The 23,641-nt window shown below is 68.3% G+C and carries 19 protein-coding genes; 11 read left to right on the top strand and 8 right to left on the bottom strand.

The genetic code is table 11. From position 1 onward, the window contains the following. Positions 1-94: 94 nt before the first annotated feature. Together rpsU and glpK are read left to right on the top strand one after the other, a co-directional pair. Positions 95-295, top strand: coding sequence for a 30S ribosomal protein S21 (rpsU, locus tag D5S08_RS10210; RefSeq protein WP_121118109.1), 201 nt, complete (start codon positions 95-97; stop codon positions 293-295). Between the two features lie 159 nt (positions 296-454). Then, positions 455-1,963, top strand: a complete 1,509-nt coding sequence (glpK, locus tag D5S08_RS10205; protein ID WP_121118194.1) for a glycerol kinase GlpK — start codon at positions 455-457, stop codon at positions 1,961-1,963. Here the strand turns inward: glpK and D5S08_RS10200 are convergent. Together D5S08_RS10200 and D5S08_RS10195 are read right to left on the bottom strand one after the other, a co-directional pair. Continuing rightward, positions 1,960-2,844, bottom strand: a complete 885-nt coding sequence (locus tag D5S08_RS10200) for a DMT family transporter (protein ID WP_121118107.1) — start codon at positions 2,842-2,844, stop codon at positions 1,960-1,962. The two genes, glpK and D5S08_RS10200, sit on opposite strands and share 4 nt — an antisense overlap. 70 nt (positions 2,845-2,914) lie before the next feature. Continuing rightward, the gene (locus D5S08_RS10195; RefSeq protein WP_121118105.1) at positions 2,915-4,675 is read right to left on the bottom strand and encodes an SLC13 family permease; all 1,761 of its coding nucleotides are present in this window, start codon (positions 4,673-4,675) and stop codon (positions 2,915-2,917) included. 170 nt (positions 4,676-4,845) lie between these two features. On the opposite strand from D5S08_RS10195, the gene D5S08_RS10190 reads away from it, so the two are divergent. Genes D5S08_RS10190 through D5S08_RS16985 form a run of 3 tightly spaced genes read left to right on the top strand, consistent with a single transcriptional unit; the run spans position 4,846 to position 7,793 of the window. Then, a complete protein-coding gene (locus tag D5S08_RS10190; protein WP_162301956.1) occupies positions 4,846-6,792 on the top strand; it encodes an ATP-binding protein in 1,947 nt (648 codons plus the stop codon). Between the two features lie 6 nt (positions 6,793-6,798). Next, positions 6,799-7,179, top strand: coding sequence for a response regulator (locus D5S08_RS10185; protein WP_121118101.1), 381 nt, complete (start codon positions 6,799-6,801; stop codon positions 7,177-7,179). Then, positions 7,176-7,793: a DUF533 domain-containing protein gene (locus D5S08_RS16985; RefSeq protein ID WP_206610314.1), complete on the top strand. Its 618-nt coding sequence runs from the start codon at positions 7,176-7,178 to the stop codon at positions 7,791-7,793. The genes D5S08_RS10185 and D5S08_RS16985 overlap by 4 nt, the downstream gene beginning before the upstream one ends. On the opposite strand, the gene D5S08_RS10175 is transcribed toward D5S08_RS16985, so the two are convergent. After that, on the bottom strand, positions 7,774-8,181 hold the full coding sequence (locus D5S08_RS10175; protein ID WP_121118192.1) for a CBS domain-containing protein: 408 nt from the start codon (positions 8,179-8,181) through the stop codon (positions 7,774-7,776). The genes D5S08_RS16985 and D5S08_RS10175 overlap by 20 nt on opposite strands. A 318-nt stretch (positions 8,182-8,499) precedes the next feature. Here D5S08_RS10175 and D5S08_RS10170 point away from each other — a divergent pair, with 318 nt between their 5' ends. Genes D5S08_RS10170 through D5S08_RS10160 form a run of 3 tightly spaced genes read left to right on the top strand, consistent with a single transcriptional unit; the run spans position 8,500 to position 14,338 of the window. After that, positions 8,500-9,681: an efflux RND transporter periplasmic adaptor subunit gene (locus D5S08_RS10170; protein WP_338322967.1), complete on the top strand. Its 1,182-nt coding sequence runs from the start codon at positions 8,500-8,502 to the stop codon at positions 9,679-9,681. Between the two features lie 8 nt (positions 9,682-9,689). Next, positions 9,690-12,914, top strand: coding sequence for an efflux RND transporter permease subunit (locus D5S08_RS10165; RefSeq protein WP_121118097.1), 3,225 nt, complete (start codon positions 9,690-9,692; stop codon positions 12,912-12,914). Positions 12,915-12,916: 2 nt separating this feature from the next. Beyond that, complete coding sequence (locus tag D5S08_RS10160; RefSeq protein ID WP_121118095.1) at positions 12,917-14,338, top strand: efflux transporter outer membrane subunit; 1,422 nt, start codon at positions 12,917-12,919, stop codon at positions 14,336-14,338. Between the two features lie 58 nt (positions 14,339-14,396). Here D5S08_RS10160 and trpC read toward each other — a convergent pair whose 3' ends face one another. From trpC to D5S08_RS10135, 5 genes are read right to left on the bottom strand one after another with little or no spacing between them, the layout of a single operon-like run. After that, positions 14,397-15,182: an indole-3-glycerol phosphate synthase TrpC gene (trpC, locus tag D5S08_RS10155; protein ID WP_121118094.1), complete on the bottom strand. Its 786-nt coding sequence runs from the start codon at positions 15,180-15,182 to the stop codon at positions 14,397-14,399. A gap of 38 nt (positions 15,183-15,220) precedes the next feature. After that, positions 15,221-16,195, bottom strand: coding sequence for an anthranilate phosphoribosyltransferase (gene trpD / locus D5S08_RS10150; RefSeq protein WP_277750407.1), 975 nt, complete (start codon positions 16,193-16,195; stop codon positions 15,221-15,223). Next, a complete protein-coding gene (locus D5S08_RS10145; protein WP_121118188.1) occupies positions 16,192-16,800 on the bottom strand; it encodes an anthranilate synthase component II in 609 nt (202 codons plus the stop codon). The genes trpD and D5S08_RS10145 overlap by 4 nt, the downstream gene beginning before the upstream one ends. A gap of 8 nt (positions 16,801-16,808) precedes the next feature. Beyond that, on the bottom strand, positions 16,809-18,335 hold the full coding sequence (locus D5S08_RS10140; RefSeq protein WP_121118092.1) for an anthranilate synthase component I family protein: 1,527 nt from the start codon (positions 18,333-18,335) through the stop codon (positions 16,809-16,811). A gap of 1 nt (position 18,336) precedes the next feature. Beyond that, entirely contained in the window at positions 18,337-20,271 is a 1,935-nt protein-coding gene (locus D5S08_RS10135) for a peptidylprolyl isomerase (RefSeq protein ID WP_162301955.1), read from the bottom strand. A 242-nt stretch (positions 20,272-20,513) separates the two neighbouring features. Between D5S08_RS10135 and tpiA the strand changes: the two genes are divergently transcribed. The 3 genes from tpiA (at position 20,514) to D5S08_RS10120 (ending at position 23,602) form a co-directional block, all read left to right on the top strand. Continuing rightward, complete coding sequence (gene tpiA / locus D5S08_RS10130; protein WP_121118088.1) at positions 20,514-21,278, top strand: triose-phosphate isomerase; 765 nt, start codon at positions 20,514-20,516, stop codon at positions 21,276-21,278. 117 nt (positions 21,279-21,395) lie between these two features. Then, positions 21,396-21,800 carry a preprotein translocase subunit SecG gene (gene secG / locus D5S08_RS10125; protein ID WP_421757459.1) on the top strand — a complete coding sequence of 135 codons (405 nt, stop codon included), beginning with the start codon at positions 21,396-21,398 and terminating at the stop codon, positions 21,798-21,800. Positions 21,801-21,970: 170 nt separating this feature from the next. After that, on the top strand, positions 21,971-23,602 hold the full coding sequence (locus tag D5S08_RS10120; protein ID WP_121118086.1) for a CTP synthase: 1,632 nt from the start codon (positions 21,971-21,973) through the stop codon (positions 23,600-23,602). Positions 23,603-23,641: the final 39 nt, after the last annotated feature.

Below are 23,641 nucleotides of genomic sequence, written 5' to 3'. Positions count from 1 at the left end.
CGTGTACCTGCGACGTTTTTGGGCTCGTGTCCCGGTCGTTGCTGACCTAAGGGGCGAGTCTTGCATCCGATCCAAAGCAGTCATAAGGCGACTCATGCAGATCATCGTTCGTGACAACAATGTCGACCAGGCGCTCCGGGCGCTCAAGAAGAAGCTTCAGCGCGAAGGCGTATTCCGCGAGATGAAGCTTCGGCAGCATTTCGAGAAGCCGTCGGAACGGCGCGCGCGCGAGCGTGCGGCTGCTGTCAGCCGGGCACGCAAGGCCGATCGCAAGCGGGCTGAGCGGGACCGCTAACGCCCGCGGCGAACCGCCAGGTTCTCGCTTTCTGAAAGACCGGCCCGCCCGCACGGCATCCTTCGGGTGCCGTGCGGGCGTTGGCATCCTGCGCCTCTTTCCGGCCCGTAAGGCAGGGTGTGCCGCAATGCGCGCCATATCAGGCAGGAGAGCGAGCGCGTGAGCCGGCCAACCCACATCCTGGCGATCGACCAGGGGACCACCTCCACCCGCGCGAGCGTGTTCGATGCGCGGGCGCGCCCGGTCTCCATCGCGCAGGTGGAGTTCGGGCAGCATTACCCGCAACCCGGTTGGGTGGAGCACGATCCAGAGACGATCTGGCGTGACACGCTGGCGACCGCACGGTCCGCGATCGAGCGAAGCGGAGTGGGCGCGGCCGGAATCGCCGGCATCGGCATCACCAACCAGCGCGAAACCGTGGTGGTTTGGGATCGCGCCACGGGCGAGCCGATCCACAACGCCATCGTCTGGCAGGACCGCCGCACCGCCGAATGGTGCCGCCGGCTGAACGAGGATGGGGTCGAGGCCGATGTGCGCGCCCGCAGCGGCCTGCTGATCGACCCCTATTTTTCCGCCACCAAGCTCAGCTGGATCCTGGATCACGTGCCCGGTACGCGCGCCCGCGCGGAGAGGGGCGAGCTGGCCATGGGCACGATCGACAGCTTCCTGCTGTGCCGGCTGACGGGCGGCGCTGTCCATGCGACCGATGTCACCAACGCGGCGCGCACCATGCTCTACAACATCCATGACCAGTGCTGGGATGAAGAGCTGTGCCGCCTGTTCCGGGTGCCCGTGGCGCTGCTGCCTGAAGTGCACGACAATTCCCGCATCTTCGGCACCACGGCGGCCAATCTGTTCGGTGCGGCCATCCCGGTGGCAGGCATGGCGGGGGACCAGCAGGCGGCGCTGTTCGGCCAGGCCTGCTTTGCGCCCGGTACGGTCAAGTCGACCTATGGCACAGGCTGCTTCATGCTGCTGAATACGGGATCGGATGCAATCCGGTCGAACAACCGGCTGCTGACGACGCCGGCCTACCGACTGGGCGGGCAGATGACCTACGCGCTGGAAGGATCGATCTTCGTGGCCGGAGCGGCGGTGAAGTGGCTGCGCGACGGGATTGGCGTGATCACCCACGCCAGCCAGACCGACGACATGGCGACCCAGGTTCCCGACAATCACGGCGTCTACATGGTGCCGGCCTTTGTCGGCCTGGGCGCGCCCCACTGGGATCCGGATGCCCGTGGCGCGATCTTCGGGCTGACGCTGGGCGCCACGCAGGCGCACCTCGCGCGCGCCGCGCTGGAGGCGGTCGGATACCAGTCCATGGATCTTGCCGCGGCGATGGTCGCCGATGGGGCCGCCAACCCGGAAACGTTGCGGGTGGACGGGGGGATGGCGGCCAATGACTGGCTGTGCCAGTTCATGGCCGACATGATGGACGTACCGGTGGAGCGGCCCGCCCAGCTGGAGACCACCGCGCTGGGGGCCGCCTTCCATGCGGGCCTGGCCACCGGCATCTGGCCCGACCTGGATGCGCTCGCCCGAACCTGGCAGCGGGGCGACGTGTTCCGTCCCCGGATGGATGCCGACAGCCGCCGACGGCTCGCCAGCGGGTGGCGCGACGCGGTCGGCAGGACGCTGAGCGCTGGACGGGTGCTCGCGACCTAGCGCCGGATCGCCGCGCCCACTCCGGAGCCTGCGATCAGGATCATCCCGATGACGCTGAGCCAGTCCGGCAGATGGCCAAAGATCAGCCAGCCCAGCAGACCGGCCCAGAACAGCTGCAGATAGCTGAGCGGCGCCAGGACGGAGGCGTCGGCGTGACGGTAGGCGGCCGTGAAGAGGTAGTGGCCTAGCCCGCCGTAAACCCCCAGGCTCAGGAACAGGACGAGCTCGAGACCGGTTGCGAACTCACCCTCCCACAGCCAAAGTCCCATGATGCCGAAGATGACGGTACCGACCAGGGCGGCGTAGAAGAGGAGGGCAGTCGTCCGTTCGGTGCGCGCCAGGGTTCGGGACAGGAGCTGGTAGGCAACGTTCGCGCCGACCGCGGCCAGAGCACAGGCAAGCCCGGTCAGTTCCAGACCGCTGCCCGGCCGCGCGATCAGCAGCACGCCGCCAAACCCGATCAATGCCGTAGCCCAGCTCGCTGCTCCGACCTTTTCGCCGAGCAATGGTCCTGCAACCACGACGACAAGCATGGGGGCGAGGAAGTTGATGGCGGTCGTTTCCGCCACCGGCATGCGCTGCAGCGCCAGTCCCACGAGCAGGGAGGCGACTGCCAGGCTGCAGGCCCTGACGAGGACGAGGCCCGTCCGATGCGTCCGGACCAGGCGGCCCCGGCAGACCGGGCCGACGATCGCCACCAGCAGCAGCCAGTTCACCAGATAGCGCACGGCAACGATGATCGGAACGTCGTGCCGCATCGCCAGATATTTGATGGTCGCATCCATGCAGGCGAACAACAGCACGCCGAGGCAGCAGAAGAGCACGGCCTGAACGGAGCCAGTAAGGTGCAGGCGTTCGCGCCAGGCTGCGGTTGCGAGCATGTGGGGGATCAGTCGTTCGGGAAGGCGGAGTGCAAGGTTTGCGAAGGCCGCGCGGAATATCCGGTCGTGCTCACAGCGGCCAGAAGTGCATGATGAGCGCGGTGCCCAGGACCAGGATCATCAGCGACAGAGGAATACCCAGCCGCGGATAATCAGCGAACCGGTACCCGCCCGGACCCATGACCAGCGTGTTGCACTGATGGCCGATGGGGGTGAGGAAATCGCTCCCCGCGCCCACGGCCACCGCCATGAGGAAGGCGTCAGGCCGCAGGTCGAGCTGCTGGGCCATGGTGGCGCCGATGGGGGCCATCACCAGCACGGTGGCGGCATTGTTGAGGAACGGCGTCACCGCCATCGCCGCCGCCATGACCAGCGCGATGATCGCGAAGGGTGGCAACCCGCTGGCGATCTGGGACAATCCACTGGCGATAAGCGCACTGCCGCCTGTGGTTTCGAGCGTGGCACTGACGGGAATGAGGGCGCCGATCAGGACCAGGATCGGCCATTCCACCGTATTGTAGGCTTCTTCCGGTTTCAGCACACCCGTGACGATCATGGCGGTTGCCGCCGCCAGAAAGGCGATGGCTACAGGCACGATCTGGAATGCAAGCACGATGATGGTTGCAGCGATGATGCCGCCGGGGACCCAGAGGGAGCGGCGCTGCCCGATCTGAAGCCGCCGCTCCGCTAGGGGGAACAGGCCGGCCGAGATCAGGCGATCGCCAAGGCCGTCCTCAGAGCCGCGCAACAGCAGCAGATCGCCTTCCTGGAATGACACGCGACCCAGCCGGCGCCGTGCCTGATGACCCTTCCGGCTGAGCGCCAGCACGGTGAGCCCGAACACGTCCCCAAGACGGGCAGCATGCGGGGTCTGCCCGATCAGCGGGGATCCCTTCTGGATAACGGCTTCCGCGATGGCCGATTCGTCCCTGCCGGTCTCGAGCCTGGCGACCGGCAGCAGACCGGCACCCACGATCGCGCGCTGCAGGGCGGGGGCATCTCCTTCGATGACCAGCACATCGTCCGACGAAATCGACCAGTCCGGGTCCGGAACAAGCCGCCGATATTGCTCGCGCACGATGCCCACCACGCGGATCTCCCCGGGCGCAAGCTTCTCCAGCTCGGCAACGGTCCGGCCAACGAAGGTCGAGGTTTCGCTCAGCCGCAGTTCCGACACGTAGTCCTCGACGGAGAAAGCGTCCTCGGCTGGCCTTGAGCCCTGCCGGTCGGCAGGCAGAAGGCGCCAGCCGACCGACAGGAACAGCATGCCGGCGATCGTGATGCCGAGGCCCACGGGAAGGTAGTCGAACATGCCGAATGGCTGCCCCACAATGTCCTGCCGCACCCGGCTGACCACCAGGTTCGGCGACGTCCCCACCAGCGTCATCAGGCCCCCCATCAGGGAGGCGAAAGCCATTGGCATCAGCAGATAATGCGGCTTGGTACCGTGCCGCCGCGCAAGCTGCGATGCGACCGGCATGAAGATCGCCAGCGCGCCGATGTTCTTCATCACGGCCGACAGCAGGGCCACCGCCGTGCCCAGCCCGATGATCTGCCGGCCGGATGTGCTCAGCCAGCCGGCGATGGGGCGGATCACCACATCCACGATTCCCGATCGCGCGATGCCGGCGCTGACCACCAGGGCCGAGGCGATGATGATGACGATGTCATCGGCAAAGCCGTCAAACGCCTCGTCCGCGGGTACGAGCCCGATCACCACGCTGACGAGCAGCGCGAGTATCGCCACCACGTCGTACCGCAATCTGTCCCAGATCAGCAGAACGACCACGGCACCGATAATGCCGAATGATGCCACCTGATCGACGTTCAACGATAATTCCCCGTGTTGCGGATCTCAACTACAGCATACCGCCGGTGTTCCGCATCTTTCCGCAGGGACCGATAACGTGATCGGGCGTTTGGACAGGCATGAGCGTCAGCGACGAGGGCCTGAGCCGCAATCTGAGACTTGGAATCGGTGCGATCGGGGCAGTCGCCCTTGTGAGCGCATCGTGGCGGGCGCGGGTTTATGCCCGCTCCCGCGCCGCGATCCGTCGCGTGGAACGGGACAAGCGCGTGAGCGAGGCCCGGTTCCGCTCCCTGATCGAGGCGACCGCCGCGATCGTGTGGACGGCCGACAGCCGGGGCTCCTTTGTCGAGGACCAGCCGCGCTGGCGGGCGTTCACCGGCCAGACCACCCAGGAGATGATCGGTTACGGATGGCTGGAGGCGATCCATCCCGATGACCGGGCGGGATCGCTGGCAGCGTGGCGGGCCGCGGCGGCGGCGAACACCGCCTATGAGGTGGAACATCGCGTGCGCCGGCGCGATGGAATTTATGTCGACATGCAGGCCCGGGCCGCGCCGATGGCGGAGGACGGCACGATCGCCGAATGGGTCGGCGTTCACAACGACATAAGCGCGCGCAAGGCGGATGAGCGCGCGCTGACCGCGGCGAAGGAGGGGGCGGAGCAGGCCGCTCTCGCCAAGAGCCAGTTCATCGCGAATATGAGCCACGAACTGCGTACTCCGCTGAGTGCCGTGATCGGGTATGCCGAGATGCTGGAAGAGGATCTCGAGGCGGTCGATCCGGACGAGGTGCGGGCAGATCTGGGCAAGATCACCGCCAACGCCCGCCACTTGCTGGAACTGATCAATTCGGTGCTCGACCTTTCCAAGATCGAAGCTGGCAAGGATGAGCTGTATCTGGAGCAGGTGGACGCGGATGCGCTGGTCCGCACCGTGGCGGACACGGCGGCCGGGCTGGTGGAGCGCAACAGCAATCGGCTGGTCGTCGATCTGACTTCCTCGCTCGGCGAGATCACCTCCGACGTCGTCAAGCTGCGCCAGTGCCTGTTCAACCTCGTCAGCAATGCAGCGAAGTTCACCAGCAATGGCACGGTCACGATCAGCGCGCGCCGGGACGAGGACACGCTTGTCTTCGCCGTGTCCGACACAGGGATCGGCATGACGCCGGAGCAGCTCGCCCGCCTGTTCGAACGCTTCGTGCAGGCCGACAATTCCGTGACCCGCCGCTATGGTGGCAGCGGGTTGGGGCTGGCCCTGACGCGCGGCTTTGCCGAACGGCTGGGTGGTACTATCGAGGTGGAGAGCGAAGTGGGGAAGGGCTCGACCTTCCGGTTGCGTGTGCCGCTGGAGACGCTGCCCGACCAGAAGGCGGAAGATGCCGACACCCACGGTACCGCGCCGGGCGGAACCGCCCCGGTGGTCCTGGTGATCGACGATGAACACGAGATGCGCGAATTGCTGGACCGGTTTTTGCGCCGGGAAGGCTTCGACGTCGTCACTGCGGCCGATGGGGAGCAAGGCATTGCGCTCGCCCGCAGCGTTCGCCCCAGTGCGATCATGCTGGACGTGATGATGCCGCAGGTGGACGGCTGGTCGGTGCTTGGCACGTTGAAGGCCGATCCCGAGCTCCAGGCCGTTCCCGTGGTGATGGTCACTGCGGCCCGCGAACGTGCCCTGTCCTTGTCGATGGGGGCGGTCGATCACCTGGCGAAGCCGGTCGACTGGCAGCGGCTCAAGGGGCTACTCAACCGCTACGCCCTCGCCACGGAACGCCGCATCCTGCTGGTTGGCGCGGACGCAGACACCTCGGCCACCATCGAGGCGGCCGTGGCGCAGGAAGGCTGGAAACTGGAAAAGGCCAGCGTGGACGCGGTCACCGGGGAGGGGATAAGTGCTCCGCACGATCTTGTTCTCGTCGATGGAGACCGTCTGGCGGATGTGTTGCCCGCCTTGCGGCGCCAGTTCGGTTTTGCCATGCCGCTGGCGGTGATTTCCGAAGGGCTGGGATCGTCGGAACGCGCGGCGGTCGCTGCCGCCCATGCCGACACCATCGACGGCAGCGATATCGAACTGCTCGTTGCCGAGCTGAAGGACAAGCTGGCCGAGCTGAAAACGGCGCCGGCGATCAACGGAGATTAGATTACAATGGCAAGGCTGCTGCTGGTCGAGGATCACGAGGAGATCTGGGACTTCCTTTCGCGCCGTTTGCGCCGCAAGGGTCACGAGGTGGCGCTCGCCTTCGATGGCCGGGCAGGGCTGGAAAAGGCGCGCGCGGAACGGCCCGAACTGATCCTGATGGACGTTAACCTGCCCGTGCTGGACGGTTATTCCGCCGTGCGTGAACTGCGTCAGGATCCAAGCTTTGCCGATGTTCCCGTGATCGCCCTGACCGCTCACGCCATGGCCGGTGATCGCGACAAGGCAATCGAGGCCGGATGCACGGACTACCATCCCAAGCCGATCGACTTCTCCTTGCTGCTGAAGCAGATCAACGCGGCCACCGGTACGGAAGAAGCCCTGCCGTGACGGGGCGTGACCTGGCCCGTGCGCCCGACGGCGTCGCCAACGCCGACTGGATTGCCGCCGAAGCCGTCACGCCATCATCATGGCCGCCCCAGTCTGCGCCCGTCGGGGCGGACTCCCCACCGGCAGAGCTACGATTGCGCCGCGTGGAACTTGCGCTCGCCTCGAAGCTGCTCGACGCCCACCTGCGCAACCGGCGCCAGCTGATGCAAAGCGATCCCGCCGATCTGACCGGATTGAGCCCGTCCGACACCCGGCTGCTCATTCGCGGGATGATCGCCGCCGCTCACGCTGACGGAGCCGTGAGCGATGAGGAACGCCAGCGGCTGAGCAAGCTGGTACGATCCTGGATCGAGGACGCTGCGGTTCGGGATCAGCTATGGAGCGAACTGGACGCGCCGCCCTCGATCGAGCAGTTGATCCGGACCGTAGGGACGCCCGTACTGGCGGAACGGTTCTACGCCGTGTCCGTGGAGATCGTCGGCTTCGACCGTCCGGTGGAGCGCACCTACCTGGCCTATCTGGCCGCACGGCTGGACATCGCGGCCGACGTCGTGCTGCGGATTAATCGGGAGCGCACCGGACAGCGGACACGGGTCAGAGAGCCGTCCGGTTGAGTTCATCCAGCCCGTCGCGCACGACCGGGCTGTCGATCAGGAGGCGGCGCGCAATATCGCTGAGGGTGATCCAGCCAACCATCCGACCGTCCGCGTCGCTCACCATCAGCCTGCGGACATGATGGGCCGCCATCACGTCCATCGCCGCGCCAAGGTCATCTTCCGTCGAGCAGGCGAAGATGTTCGGGCTCATCACCTGCCTGACAGACGTGCTCGCGGGATCAAGCCCTGCCGCGCACAGCCGATACACAAGGTCACGTGTGGTCACGATCCCCAGCGGCTGTTCCCGCGTACCCACGGGTAGTCCGCCGACGTCGATCTCGCCCATCAGCACGGCAGCGTCCTGGACACTGGCGTCGGGCGAGACAAACTCGACGTCCTCGCTCATGACGTCCGATACCTGCATCTCGACCCCGGCTGAAGATTTCCACTCGAATGGTCGTGGCGCCGCGATGTTCCCCGCGTCATCTAGGGGACTGGATCGGCGCGCCAGGCAGCAGCACGGTTGCAGATCGGCCTTGGTGCAAGCCGGCTTCGATGGTGGCCACCGACATGCATCCGTTTGCCCGGATCGGGCCGCCACCAAATTCGTCGCCCGCGGTTGACGCCCATCTGCGATGGCTGCAATATTTCAGTGTATTACGGCGACGTTTGCGCCATGGACAATGGTGACCGTCTGCCGACGGCCTGCAGGGAATCACTGGATTTGACGAGGTTTCTTCGGGCTGTTCGTGTCGGCAGCCTCGCCATGGGTCTTGCGGCGCTCTCCGGATGTTCGTCTGGCGAGGAGCGTGCTGCCGAGCCGGCTCCGCAGGTCGGGTTCGTCATGGTCGAGCCGGTGGCAGTGCCGATCTCCGTCACGCTCGCGGGCCGGACCGTCGCCTACGAGACGAGCGAGGTCCGCCCGCAGGTGAGCGGGATCATCCGCCGCCGGCTGTTCGTGGAAGGCAGCTTCGTCCGGGCCGGGCAGCAGCTGTACGAGATCGACGATCGACTGTTCCGCGCCGCCGTTCGCCAGGCGGAGGCGAACCTTGCCAGCGCGCGCGCCACGGCCCAGGGTGCCGAGGCTCTCGCCCGCCGCTACAAGCCGCTGGCCGAGATCGAGGCGGTTGCCGAGCAGGACTACACCAATGCGGAGGCCCAGGCCGGGGTGGCGCGGGCAACCGTGGCGCAGGCCCAGGCGGCGCTGGAGACTGCGCGCATCAACCTGCGTTTCACACGGGTCGATGCGCCCATCAGCGGGCGTATCGGCCGCTCGCTGGTCACGAATGGCGCGCTCGCCAATGCCGCCCAGACACAGCCGCTGGCGATCATTCAACGGTTGGACCCGATCTTCGTCGACATGCAGCAATCGAGTGCCGAGCTGACCTCCTTGCGCCGGGCGCTGCGCGACGGCGAGGTGGATGCCGGCAGCACCAGTGCCCGGCTGCAGCTGGAGGATGGCAGCACCTATGGCGCGGCGGGCACCGTGCAGTTTTCGGACGTGACGGTTGATGTGAGCACCGGCACCGTGGCGCTGCGCGCGCGCTTTCCCAATCCACAGGGCGTGCTGTTGCCCGGCATGTTCGTGACCGCCGTGTTCGATCAGGCGGTGCGGCCTGCCGCCTTCGTGGTTCCGCAGCCCGCGGTGCAGCGCGACTTCAACGGCTCTGCCTTCGTCTACGTGGTCGGGCCCGGCAACAAGGCGCTGCGCCGGCCGGTCACCACCAGCCGCACGCAGGGCCGGAACTGGGTGATATCCGACGGGCTGCGCAGCGGAGACCGGGTGATCACCCAGACGCCAAAGGCGTTGCGGCATGACACGGAGGTCCGGCCGGTCCCCCAGGGTACGCCGCAGCGGATCGGCGTTCCCGCTGGTCCGACGGCCGCCCCGGCGCGGGCGGACTGACCAGACCCATGTCGCGGATATTCATCGAACGGCCGATCTTTGCCTGGGTGCTCGCCATCATCGTGATGCTGGCGGGCGTGGGGGCGCTGCGGGCGTTGCCGGTCGAGCAATATCCGGACATCGCGCCCACCAACGTCAATGTCAGCGCCTCCTTCCCCGGCGCCTCGGCGGAGACGATCGAGAACAGCGTGACGCAGGTGCTGGAGCAGACGCTCACCGGCCTCGACGGGCTGTTGTACTTCAGCTCGCAATCGAGCTCGCGCGGGCAGGCGAGCATCACCGTCACCTTTGCCAAGGGCACCGATCCGGACATCGCCCAGGTGCAGGTGCAGAACGCCATCCAGAGCGCCATCGCGCGGCTTCCGGGCGAGGTGCAGCAGCAGGGCGTGCGGGTCAGCAAGTCCAATCCCGATGCCCTGCTGCTGGTGGCAGTTTATGACGTGACAGACACCCGCACGTTCCAGGACGTGTCGGACTACCTTTCGTCCAACATCCAGGACCCGCTGTCGCGCGTGGCGGGCGTGGGTGAGGTCAATGTGTTCGGCAGCCCCTATGCCATGCGGATCTGGCTCAATCCCCACCGGCTGGCCGCCTTTCAGCTGATCCCCGGCGACGTCATCAGCGCCATCCAGACCCAGAATGCGGAAGTCGCAGCGGGTGACGTGGGCGGCCTGCCGGCGCCCCCGGACCAGCTGCTTAACGCCACAGTCACCGCGCAGTCCCGGCTGCAGACGCCGGAGCAGTTCCGGGCCATCGTGCTCAAGACGCTGCCCAACGGCTCCACCGTGACGATCGGCGACGTGGCGCGGGTGGAGCTGGGCTCGCAAAGCTACAACGCCATCCTGCAGATGAACGGCCATCCGGGTGCGGGCATGAGCATCTCGCTGTCCCCCGGCGCCGATGCGCTGCGCACGGCGGAGCTGGTCAAGGCCGAGATGGACACCCTCGCGCGCGATCTGCCCGACGGTCTCGACTATGCCTACGCCAACGATTCCACCAACTTCATCCAGCTGTCCGTGGACGAGGTGGTCAAGGCGCTGCTTGAGGCGATCGTGCTGGTGGTGATCGTCATGTTCGTGTTCCTGCAGAGCTGGCGCGCGCTGCTGGTGCCGGTGATCGCGGTGCCGGTGGTGCTGCTGGGCACGCTGGCGGTGTTCTATGTCGCCGGGCTGACGCTGAACACGCTGACGCTGTTCGGCATGGTGCTGGCGATCGGGCTGCTGGTCGATGACGCGATCGTGGTGGTCGAGAATGTCGAGCGCCTGATGGAAGAGAACCCGGGCATGGGCCCGCGCGAGGCGACGATCGAATCGATGCGCGAGCTTAACGTGGCACTGGTCGCGATCGCGCTGGTGCTGTCGGCGGTGTTCCTGCCGATGGCCTTCTTCGGTGGCTCCACCGGCGTCATCTACCGGCAGTTTGCGGTGACGATCATCTCCTGCATGATCCTGTCGGTGCTGGTCGCACTGATCCTGAGCCCGGCGATTACCGCAACTCTGCTGAAGCCCAAGGCGGCGCACCTTGCCGGTGGTGGCTCGGGTCCGGACGCGGATTCAGGTCCGGCCCACCCACGCGGCCGCCTCGCCCGGATGCAGGACCGGCTCCGCCGGGCGGGCGACTGGTTCAACCGCAACTTCGAACGGATGGTGGCCCGCTACCTCGTTGCGGTGCGCGCGGTGGTGGATCGCAAATGGCTGTTCCTCGTCATCTATCTGGCGACGCTGGTGCTGCTGGCGTGGCTGTTCATGCGCCTGCCCGGCGGGTTCCTGCCGATCGAGGATCAGGGGCGGGTACAGGTCCAGTTTCGCCTGCCCGCCGGCGCCACCCAGGCGCGGACGCTGGAGGTGCGCGACCTTGTCCGCAGCTACATGGCGGGGCCGGAGGCCGAGAACATCGATTCCACCTTCCTTGTCGCGGGTGGCGGGGGCGGTGGGGCCTCGGGGCAGAACACCGGCCAAGGCTGGATGAACCTGAAGCATTGGGATGACCGCCCCGGACCGGAGAACACCGCCCAGGCGATTGCCGACCGGGCGAGCAAGGCCTTCGCCGGGTTGCGCGACGCGCAGGTGTTCACGCAGGTGCCTGGCGCGGTGCGCGGCCTGGGCGATGCCGGCTTCAACATGCAGTTCCAGAACACCAGCGGCCTCAGCCGGGCGCAGTTTGCCGAGGCGCGCGACCGGCTGATTGCACAGGCCAACGGCAATCCCCTGCTCGCGCAGGTGCGCCTTGGCGACCTGCCCGATGTGGCGACGCTGAAGGTGGATTTGGATACACGGCGCCTCAGTGCCTACGGCCTGTCACCGGCCGACGTGAATGCCACCCTCGGAACAGCCTGGGGTGGGCGCTACGTCAACGACTTCATCGACCGGGGCCGCGTGAAGCGGGTGTATGTCCAGGGAGACGCCGAATACCGCGCCAAACCCGAAGATCTTTCCCAATGGTTCGTGCGGTCCAACACCGGCACGATGGCGCCGTTCTCCTCCTTCTCGCAGCTGGGCTGGGCGACCACTCCGTCCACCACCAGCCGGTTCCAGGGCGTACCCGCCTATGGCATCTCCGGGCAGCCGGCCGCCGGCGTGAGTTCGGGCGAGGCGATGGCGGAAATGGAGCGGCTGGCCTCCGCCTTGCCCGGCACGGGCGTGGCCTGGGCCGGATCCTCGTACGAGGAGCGGATATCCTCCGGCCAGGCGCCGCTGCTGTACGGGCTGTCGCTGCTGGTGGTGTTCCTGTGCCTGGCGGCGCTGTACGAAAGCTGGTCCATCCCGATCGCGGTGCTGCTGGTGATCCCACTCGGCCTGGTGGGGGCGGTGTTCGCAGCCACGATCCGGGGGCTGGAGAACGACGTCTTCCTGCAGATCGGGCTGCTGACCACGATGGGGCTGACCGCCAAGAACGCGATTCTGGTGATCGAGTTCGCCGAGCAGGAGGAGAAGAAGGGCGCCCGCGTCATCGATGCCGTGGTCAGTGCCGCGCGCATCCGTCTGCGCCCGATCCTGATGACCAGCTTCGCCTTCATCTTCGGCGTGCTGCCGCTGGCCATCGCCACCGGCGCCGGAGCCAACAGCCGCATCGCCATCGGCACATCGGTGATCGGCGGAATGCTGACGGCCACTCTGCTGGCGATCTTCTACATCCCGTTGCTGTTCGTGCTGGTGCGGCGCGGCACCCGCGACGGATTGAAGGCGCTGCGCCGCAGGATTGGTCGCCAGCCCCGCAGAGAAGGTCTGGCGTGACCATGCGCCCATCATTCCGGCTGCTGGTGCTGGCGCTCGCCGCGCTGGCGAGTGCGTGTTCGCTGGCGCCCGACTACGCCCGGCCGCAAGCGCCGGTGCCGCCCACGTTCCCCGTGGGCCCGGCCTATGCGCCGTCGGGGGCGGCGCTGCCCGATGTCTCCTATACCGACCTGTTCCGCAATCCTCGCCTGCTCCAGCTGGTGGGGCTCGCGCTCGACAACAATCGCGACCTCCGCATTGCCGCCGCCAACATTGCGGAGGCGCGCGCGCTCGTCCGGGTGACCCGCTCGGCCCAGTTCCCCGTGGTGGCAGTGGGTGCCTCTGCCGATGCCACCACGCAATCCGCGCGGGAAGGGCAGGCCTATGCGCTGCAGGGCGGCATCGCCAGCTACGAGCTGGACCTGTTCGGCGGTCTGGCCAATGCGACCGCAGCGCAGCGGGAGCTGGCACTGGCAAGCGAAGCGGCGGCGGCATCGGTGCGGATCGGCCTGGTGGCGGACATCGCCTCCGTCTGGGCAACCTATGCGGCCGACGAGGACCTGCGCGCCATCGCCCAGGACACGGCCGACAATGCCCGCCGCAGCGTGGAGCTGACGCAGGCCCGGCTGGAGGGCGGGATCGCGCCCCGCACGGATGTGCGCCAGGCCGAGCAGGTGCTGGCGACGGCGGAGGGCGATCTGGCCCGCCAGACCGCCGCGCTGGCGGAGGACGTGAACCTGTTGCAACTGCTCGTCGGCGCGCCGGTCGACCCGGCACTGCTGCCCGGCGGCCTCGCTGAGATCATGGAGGCGGTCGGCACCCTGCCAGCAGGCACCAGTTCCGAAGTATTGCTACGCCGGCCCGACGTGCAGGAGGCCGAGTTCGTGCTGCGGGCCGCCAACGCCGATATCGGCGTCGCCCGGGCGGCGCTGTTCCCGAGCCTCACATTGACCGGGCTCCTTGGCCTCGCCGGCGACGGGCTTGGCGGCCTGTTCACCGGCGGCGCGTTCAGCGCGTCCGGCGGGGCAGGCCTGGCGCAGACGATCTTCGATGCCGGCGGGCGGCGGGCGAATGTGGAGGCCACCGCGGCACGACGCGATGCGGCGCTGGCGGGTTACGAACGCGCTATCCAGACCGCCTTCCGGGAGGTCGCCGACACGCTCGCCACTCAGAGCACGATCCTGGACCAGACAGAAGCCGCGCGCCGCAACACGTTTGCGGCGGCGGACACTGCGCAGCTGACCGAGGAGCGTTACCGGGGCGGCGTCGAGAGCTTCCTGGCCAATCTCCTGGCGCAGCGAACGCTTTACCAGGCGCGGCGCGAGGAAGTGGCGATCCTGCTGATCGCGCTGCAGAACCGCTTCCAGCTCTACCGGGTGCTCGGAAGCGATGCGGAATTGGCACGCGTTTCTTCCCCAGCCTTGCCCGCCCCCACATCGAGGTAGCCGCCAACGGCATCAGAGGGTCCGAAGGCGCGCGCCATGCCGGCGCGACGTTGCCGGATTACCCGCCCAGCAAGGCCCGTGTGGCTGCAGCGATGTCGGGCTGGCGCATCAGGCTTTCGCCCACCAGGAAGGTGCGCACGCCGCTCTGCGCCAGGGTCATGCAATCGGCGTGAGTGGCAATGCCGCTTTCGCCGACCAGCAGTGTACCTTCCGGCGCCAGCGGGGCCAGTGCCTGCGTGATGCCCAGGTCGGTGCTGAACGTCCTGAGGTCGCGATTGTTGACGCCGATCAGCCGCGATCGCAGCCGGGCGGCGCGCTCCATCTCGGCGGCGTCGTGGACCTCCACCAGCACGTCCATCCCGCGTTCCAGCGCGGCGGCTTCCAGTTCGGCCATCTGGCCATCTTCCAGCGCGGCGACGATCAGCAGGATCGCGTCGGCGCCGATCGCCCGGGCTTCGGCTACCTGCCACGGATCGAGCGTGAAATCCTTGCGCAGCACCGGCAGGCCGCATGCGGCGCGGGCGTCCATCAGGTAATCCTCGTGCCCCTGGAAGTAGGGCGCATCGGTCAGGACGGAGAGGCAGGCGGCGCCGCCCTGTTCGTAAGCCAGCGCGTGTTCCGCCGGGCGGAAATCGGCGCGGATCAGGCCCTTGCTGGGGGAGGCTTTCTTGATCTCCGCAATCACGGCGAAGCCAGTGGCGGCCTTCGCCTCCAGCGCGGCGCGGAAGCCGCGGGGCGGGGTGGCCTCGGCCGCGCGCCGGTCGAGATCGGCAATGGTGGCGTGGCCCTTGCGGTCGGCCACTTCCTCACGCTTGGTGGCGCAGATCTCGATCAGCTTGTTCATGGCGCGCGCTATGCCGCGAGTGGTGGCCGGTGTCGAGATTACCGCGCGGCCGCGATCCAGCGGGCGAGCAGGTCGCGCGCGGCGCCGCTGTCGATCGCTTCGGCGGCGCGGGCGGCACCGGCCTGCCAATCGGGGGCGGCTTCCGCCACGATCAGCCCGGCGGCGGCGTTCAGCAGCACGGCATCGCGGTAGGGGCCCGCCTGCCCGTCCAGCAGGGCGGACAGGGCGGCGGCATTGTGCGCCGCATCGCCGCCGCGGATGGCGCTGACCGGCGCGGTGGGCAGGCCTGCATCGGCCGGGTCCATGCGGCCCATGCGCACTTCGCCGTCGCGGATGGTCGCGACTTCGTTGCCGCCGGCAAGGCTCAGTTCGTCCAGTCCCTCATCGCCCGAAACGATCAGGGAGTGGGCGGTGCCGAGTTGCGCCAGCGCGTCGGCATAGATGGGCACGTAAGCGGGGCGGGCGATGCCGATCAGCTGGCGGGTGACGCCGGCGGGGTTGGCCAGCGGGCCGAGCAGGTTGAAGATGGTGCGCCGGCCGATCGCCCGGCGGATCGGCATGATGCGGCCCATGGCCGGATGATGCGCGGCGGCGAACAGGAAACCGATGCCGATGCTGTCCAGCGTCGTCTCCGCCGTGCGGGCGGCGGCATCGAGGTCAAGGCCCAGCGCCTCCAGCGTGTCCGCCGCGCCGGCCTTGCTGCTGGCCGCGCGGTTGCCGTGCTTGGCCACGGGCACTCCACAGGCGGCGATGATGATCGCGACCGCGGTGGACACGTTCAGCGTATGGTGCCCGTCGCCGCCCGTGCCGCAGACGTCGATCGCGCCGGCCGGTGCGGCGACGGGGATCATGCGCGCGCGCATTGCGCGGGCGGCACCGGCGATCTCGGCCGCGCTCTCGCCCCGTTCGGTCATGGTGATCAGCGTGCGGGTGATCGTGGCATCGTCGATCTGCCCGTCCAGCATCCGGCCGAACAGCGCCTCCGCCTCCTCGGCAGTGAAGGGGTGGCTCACGCTCGCGCCTGCGGCTCTATGCCGCAATCGCGCAGGAAGTTGGCCAGCAGGTCGTGGCCATGTTCGGTGGCGATGCTTTCCGGGTGGAACTGCACGCCATGGATCGGCAGGTGTGCGTGGCGGAAGCCCATGGCGACGGTACCGTCCAGCCCGGGCGTCTCGCTGTGGGCGTTGACCACCAGCACCTCCGGTATGTCGACCACCACCAGCGAGTGATAGCGGGTGGCGGTGAACGGGCTGGGCAGGCCGGCGAACACGCCGCTGCCATCATGGGTAACGGGGCTGGTCTTGCCGTGCATCAGCCCGCCACGGGTGACGGTGCCGCCGAAATATTGCCCGATCGCCTGATGGCCCAGGCACACGCCCAGCAGCGGCCGGCCGGCATCGGCGCAGGCACCGACCAGGTCCAGGCTGATGCCGGCTTCCGTGGGGGTGCAAGGGCCGGGGGAGATCAGGATGCCGGCGGCGCCGGTGTCGAGCGCCTGGGCGGCGGTCAGGGCATCGTTGCGCACCACCTCCACCGCGGCGCCCAGTTCCATCAGGTAATGGACCAGGTTGAAGGTGAAGCTGTCGTAATTGTCGATGACGAGGATGGGTGCGGTCATGGTCGCGCTCATTGGCCGAAGCCGGGTTCGCCGGCAATCCGGGCGGCTTCGCGGGCAGCGGCGATCAGCGCGCCGGCCTTGGCCTCGCATTCGCGCTGTTCGTAGGCGGGGTCGCTGTCGGCGACGATGCCGGCCCCGGACTGGACGTGCATGGTGCCTTCCTTGACCACGGCGGTGCGCAGCACGATGCAGCTGTCGACCGAGCCGTCGGGCGCGAAATAGCCGACGCCGCCGGCATAGGGCCCGCGTGTCTCCGGCTCCAGCCCGGCGATGATCTCGCAGGCGCGGATCTTGGGGGCACCGCTGACCGTTCCGGCGGGGAAGCCGGCGAACAGTGCGTCCAGCGCGTCCTTGTCCGGAGCAAGCTGGCCGACCACGTTGCTGACGATGTGCATGACGTGGCTATAGCGTTCGACGGTGAAGCTGTCGGTCACCGTCACGCTGCCCGCCGTCGCCACGCGGCCGACATCGTTGCGGCCGAGATCCAGCAGCATCAGGTGCTCCGCTAGTTCCTTGGGATCGGCCAGCAGATCCGCCTCCGCCGCGCGGTCCGCCGCCTCGCCGAGCCCGCGCGGGCGGGTGCCGGCGATGGGGCGGATGGTCACCTCGCCATCGCGCACCCGGACCAGGATCTCCGGGCTGGAACCAACGATGGCAAAGCCGGGCAGGTCGAGGAAGTACAGGAATGGGGACGGGTTCACCCGCCGCAGCGCCCGGTAGAGCGCCAGCGGCGGCAGCGGGAAGGGGCAGGTGAAGCGCTGTGCCAGCACAACCTGGAAGATGTCGCCGGCGGTGATGTACTCCTTCGCCCGGGCCACCATCGCCGGGTAATCGCCGGGGGCGAGCACCGGGTTCAGCGCCATGTCCGGCAGCGGCTGCGCAGCCCCGGGCAGGGCCGGCGCAGGCTGTGCCAGGCGGCGCAGCGTGTCGTCGATCCGTTCGCCGGCTTGGGCCAGCGCCTGTTCGGCGGCGGTGCCGTCGGCCCATAGCGGGGCGACGCAGAACAGCGCATCCGTCAACCCGTCGAACACCAGCACCACCGTCGGCCGCACGAACAGCATGTCCGGCAGCTCCAGCGCGCCCTGCGGCGCGCGCGGCAGGTCTTCCACCAGGCCGATCGTCTCGTAGCCGAAATAGCCGACCAGGCAGGCGAGCGCGGGCGGCAGTTCGGCGGGCACGTCGATGCGGCAGGCGGCGGCGAGCGCGCGCAGTTCGGCCAGCGAGTCGCCGGGCAGGGCGGCAAAGGCGGCGCGGTCATCCTGCCATGCGCGATTGATCTCGCAAGCATGGCCGGTGGCGCGGAAGACCAGGTCCGGATCCAGCCCCATCAGGCTGTAGCGGCCGCGCACGGCCCCGCCTTCGACCGATTCCAGCAGGAAGTCGCCCCGGCCCGGCTCGATCAGCTTCAACGCGGCGCCGACCGGGGTGTCCGTGTCGGCCACGACCCGGCGCCAGACCAGCGCCGGCTGCCCGGCAGCAAGCTGCCGGCTGGCGGCGTCGGCATTGGCAAGGGTGCTGCTGGCGAGCGGCGCCATCCTACTGCCCGCCGGTCAGCCGGGCGGTCACGCCGGCAATCGCGTCCGCATTGCGCTCCACGCCGACCTCGGCCTCCACCGCGGCCAGGAACTGCTGCACATATTCCTCGCCCGTGGCGGTGCCCAGCTGCTGCAGGGAGGCGAGGACCAGCGGATCGGTCTGCGCGATCGCGGGCGCCTGCACATCGGCCAGCTGCACCACGTACCAGCCGCCATCGCCCTGTTCCTCAAGGGTCTTGGTGGTGCCTTTCGCCATGGAGAAGAACAGCGCCAGCGGACGGGGCACCTGCTGCTGCCCGGCCAGCTGGTCGCGCGTCAGGTTGACGGTGCGCGGGGCCGGCAGGCCCTTGTCCTCTGCGGCCAGCGCGGCCGCCAGCGTGGCGCCCTTGCCGATGCGCTGCTGCACGCGCTGCGCGGCGGCGCGGGCGGCGGCTGCGCCCTGGTCGCGGCGCCACAGGGCGACGACCTCGTCCCGGATCTCCGCCAGCGGGGCGGTGGCCGACGGGGTGATCTCCGCCACGTCATAGGCGACGAAGCGTTCGCCCGGCACCACTTCGGCGACCTGCGCCTCGCCTTCCGCCATCTCGAAGGCGGAGGGCAGCACGCGCGTCAGTTCTTCCGGCACGCGTTCATTGCTGGTGGAGCCGTAGATCGAGCCTTCGGCCGTGGCAGGCCGGGTGGTGGTGACAGTGCCCTTCACGGAGGTGGCGACTTCGGCCAGCGTGGCGCCATCGTCCAGCTGGTCCTGCACCCGCGCGCCAAGTCCGGCGATGGCGGCAGTGCGCGCTTCGGTGGCCAGGGTCTGCGCGATCTCGCCGCGAACCTGGTCCAGCGTGCGGGCGGCGGTGCGTTCGATCCCGTCCACCTGCAGCACATACCAGCCTAGCGGCCCGCGGGCCGGAGCGGCGATGGCGCCCTGCGCCGCGCCGAACGCGGCAGAGGCGACGGCGGTGGAGGCCTGGCTGGTCAGCTGGCTCTGCGTGACGGGGCCGATGCCTGCGGTGCGCAGCCCCTTGCCCTGCGCCGATGCGGCAAGCGACGTTCCCCCGCGGACCTCGTTCACGATGGCCTGCGCCGCCGCCTGGGTCGGCACGATCAGCTGCGTGAAGCGACGCCGTTCGCTGGCACCATATTGCGCGCGGTCACGCTGGAACCGCTGGGCGATCTGCGCCTCTGTCGGCGCGGGCAGGCCCGCCAGTGCGTCTTCCCCGAAGGTGACAAAGCGCAGCACGCGCCGTTCCGGGCGGATATAGCTGCTGCTGGTCTCGCGATAGAAGGCCTGCAGCTGCGCATCGGTGGGTGCCGCCGTCGGCGCATAGGCATCGCTGGGGATCAGCGCGATGGCCCCCTGCCGCCGTTCACGCAGCAGCGCGGCATAGCGCGGGCCGAAGCTGGCGGGCATCACCGGCGACAATGCGACGGGCGACAGCAGCTGGCGGGCATACAGGCCGGCGGCGAGATCTTCGCGCACTGCAGCCTCCGTCAGGCCCCGCTGTGCCAGCGTGGCACGAAACAGATTGGCGTCGAACTGGCCGTCCGCGCCGCGGAAAGCGCCGATCTGCAGCAATTCGCTGTCGATCAGCCGGTCACTGACCTTGAGGCCATGCTCCTGTCCGAACACGGACAGTGCCGTGCGGCTCAGCAACTGGTCCAGCACCTGCGTCAGCCCGCCCTGCGCGATGAAGGCCGGCATGGTCAGGCTGGGATTCTCCTGCCGCTCCGCCTCCAGCGCATTGGTGGCGTTGCTGATCAGGTCCGCGCTGTCGACGCGTTCGTCGCCCACGGTCGCCACCCGATCCCCGCCGGCGACGCCGCCGAACAGGTTGCTGTTCGCGACATCACCCCCGACGAAGGCCAGGGCCATGATCGCCAGGAAGACGAGCGTGACGCCGACGCCGAGCCTGGACTTGGTAAGATTGCGGAACAGCTGGAGCATGGGGGCGGGCGCTTCTTGCGAGTGGACAGGGTGACAGGCACCCGGGTGGGCGCTGCGAGAGCGGCGCTTTATCCGGCCTGCAACCCTTCCGCAACAGTGCCGGCGGTGTGCGACGGGCGCCCGGCTGGCGGCTTTGACAAGCGTTGCGGCCGGGGGTAGCGGCATCGGACCGGAACGGTGGCGGCCCCGCCGCAGATCGACCGATCACTCATTCGCACATTGACAAGCATCAAGGACTATAGATGGCCCAGCGCCCCTATATCGTCGGCAACTGGAAGATGCACGGAACCCGTGCCATGGTCGCGGAAGCCCGCGCCATCGACCGTGCGGCCGAACGGTTGATCAAGGTGGAGGTGGCGCTGGCGCCGCCCGCCACCCTGATCCAGGCGATCCGCAAGGAAGCCGGCCTGATCGGCGTCGGCGCGCAGGATTGCCACGCGGCCGAAAGCGGCGCGCATACCGGCGGCATTTCCGCCGGCATGGTCAAGGATGCCGGCGCCAGCTTCGTGATCGTGGGCCATTCCGAACGCCGTACCCACCATCGGGAAAGCGACAGTGAGGTGCGGGCCAAGGCGCAGGCGGCGCTGGCCTTGAGCATGGGCGTGATCGTCTGTGTCGGCGAGACGGAGGAGCAGCGCGACGCGGGCGAGGCCGAGGCGGTCGTCGCCGCGCAGCTGGAGGGGTCGCTGCCGCGCGGGGAACATGTGCTGGAACGCGTGACCGTGGCCTACGAACCCGTCTGGGCGATCGGCACCGGCCGCACGCCCACCGTGGAGGACGTGTCCGCCATGCACCGGGCGATCCGCGCGCAATTGCTGGCCATCTATGGCCCGGGCGCGGAAGCGATCCGCATTCTGTATGGCGGATCTGTCCGGGCGGACAACGCGGCCGAGCTGCTGGCGGCGGACGAGGTCGGCGGCGCGCTGGTCGGCGGCGCCAGCCTGACGGCGGAAAGCTTCGTCGGCATCGTGGTGGCCGCGGCGGAGCGGCTGGAGCACCACCACTAATCGCCCATAGTCGGCAGGCATCGCGGTCTTTGGTTCCCGCAATGCTTGAGAAAACACGCCCGGCGGACTAGATGCGCGGCTTCACGCGCTCCGCCGCGCCTTGCCTTAAGGTAGTTCATGTCGCTGTTTATCTTTCTGTCCGTGGTCCAGGGGATCATCGCCGCCGCACTGGTTGGCGTTGTGCTGATGCAGCGCAGTGAAGGCGGCGGTCTGGGCGTCGGCGGCGGCGGCAGCCCCGGCGGGCTGATGTCCGCCCGTGGCGCGGCCGATTTCCTGACCCGCACCACCAAGTGGCTGACGGTCGCCTTCGTGGCGCTGGCCATCCTGCTGGCCGGCATGGCCGTGAACCAGGCGGGCACCAGGGAACTCGACACCAGCCTCGACCGGACGGTCTCCACTCCGGCGGTCAACCCGCAGCAGGCGCCCGACGCGATCCCCGGCGATCCGGGGCTGGACGGGCAGGCGCCGGTATCGCCGGTGCCGCAGGCGGAAGATGATCCGCTGGCCGGCGTCGCGCAGTAAGCGCGCTGCTCCAAACCGGCGCAGTAAGCGCGCCAGTCCGAACCGGCGCAGTCAGCAGGCGCGCGCCTTTCCACCTGGCGCAGCCCTGCTGCGCCTCCCACGATTTCTGTGCATAGCGTGATGGCCCGGCCTTGCGCCGAATCCGCTTGCCCGCTTAAGGCTCAACTCCCATGACCCGGTACATTTTCATCACCGGCGGCGTGGTCTCCTCGCTTGGCAAGGGGCTGATGGCTGCCAGTCTGGCGGCGCTGCTGCAGGCGCGCGGCTACACCGTCCGCATCCGCAAGTTCGACCCCTACCTCAATGTCGATCCGGGCACGATGAGCCCGTATCAGCATGGCGAGGTGTTCGTGACCGATGACGGCGCGGAAACCGACCTGGACCTGGGCCATTACGAACGCTTCACCGGCGTCTCCGCGCATCAGAGCGACAATGTCACCAGCGGCCGGATCTACCAGCAGATCATCGCCCGCGAACGGCGCGGCGACTATCTGGGCGCGACGGTGCAGGTGATCCCGCATGTGACGGACGCCATCAAGGAATTCGCGCAGGCGGATACGGACGGGCTCGACTTCGTGCTGTGCGAGATCGGCGGCACGGTCGGCGATATCGAGAGCCTTCCGTTCATCGAATCCATCCGCCAGCTGCGCAACGAGCTGGGGCGTGAACGCACCGCGCTGGTCCATGTGACGCTGGTTCCGTACATCTCCGCCGCGGGGGAGCTGAAGACCAAGCCGACGCAGCATTCCGTGCGCGACCTCACCAGCCTGGGCGTGCAGCCCGATTTGCTGCTGTGCCGCTGCGAACACCCGCTGCCCGCCGCCGAACGCGCGAAGATCGCGCTGTTCTGCAATGTGCGGCCAGAGGCGGTGATCCAGGCGCTGGATGCCAGCTCCATCTATTCGGTACCGCTGCAATATCACCGCGAAGGGCTGGATGCGGAAGTTCTGCGCCATTTCGGCCTGACCGCGCCGCTGCCGGACCTGTCCACCTGGGACGAGGTCGTCGACCGCTACCAGAACCCGGAAGGCGAAGTGACCATCGCCGTGGTGGGCAAGTATGTCGGCCTGCCGGACGCCTATAAGAGCCTGAACGAGGCGCTGGTGCATGGCGGCATGGCCAATAAGGTGAAGGTCCACATCAAGTGGATTGATGCGGAGCTGTTCGAACAGGACGACGCCACGATCGCCGCGCAGCTGGAGCCGATGGACGGTATCCTGGTGCCCGGCGGCTTTGGCGAGCGTGGCAGCGAGGGCAAGATCGCCAGCGTCCGCTTCGCGCGCGAACGCGAGATACCGTTCTTCGGCATCTGCCTGGGCATGCAGATGGCCTGCATCGAGGCCGCGCGGAACAATGCCGGCCTCGCGGAGGCCAGCTCCACCGAATTTGGCCCCACGCCGGAGCCGGTGGTGGGCATCATTACCGAATGGATGAGCGCGGAAGGCCTGCAGCAGCGATCGGCCGAGGGCGACCTGGGCGGCACGATGCGCGTCGGTGCCTATGATGCGGTGCTGGCGGGCAACAGCCATGTCGCGCAGGTCTATGGCGGCACCGCGATCAGCGAACGGCATCGCCACCGTTACGAGGTGAACGCCGCCTACAAGGACCGGCTGGAGGCCGGCGGCCTGCTGTTCTCCGGCATGTCGCCGGACGGCCTGCTGCCCGAGATCGTGGAACGGCCGGACCATCCGTTCTTCATCGGCGTGCAGTTCCACCCCGAACTGAAGAGCCGTCCGTTCGACCCGCACCCGCTGTTCGCCGGATTCATCAAGGCGGCTCTGGCGCAGTCGCGGCTGGTCTGAGGCGGCGCAGGGTGCCGAAGCTGCGCCGGTGACGCATTC

The organism is Croceibacterium ferulae, from assembly GCF_003660445.1.
Taxonomy (GTDB): domain Bacteria; phylum Pseudomonadota; class Alphaproteobacteria; order Sphingomonadales; family Sphingomonadaceae; genus Croceibacterium; species Croceibacterium ferulae.
Note: the sequence above shows the minus strand (reverse complement) of the source record. Positions and strands in the feature narration are given on the sequence as shown.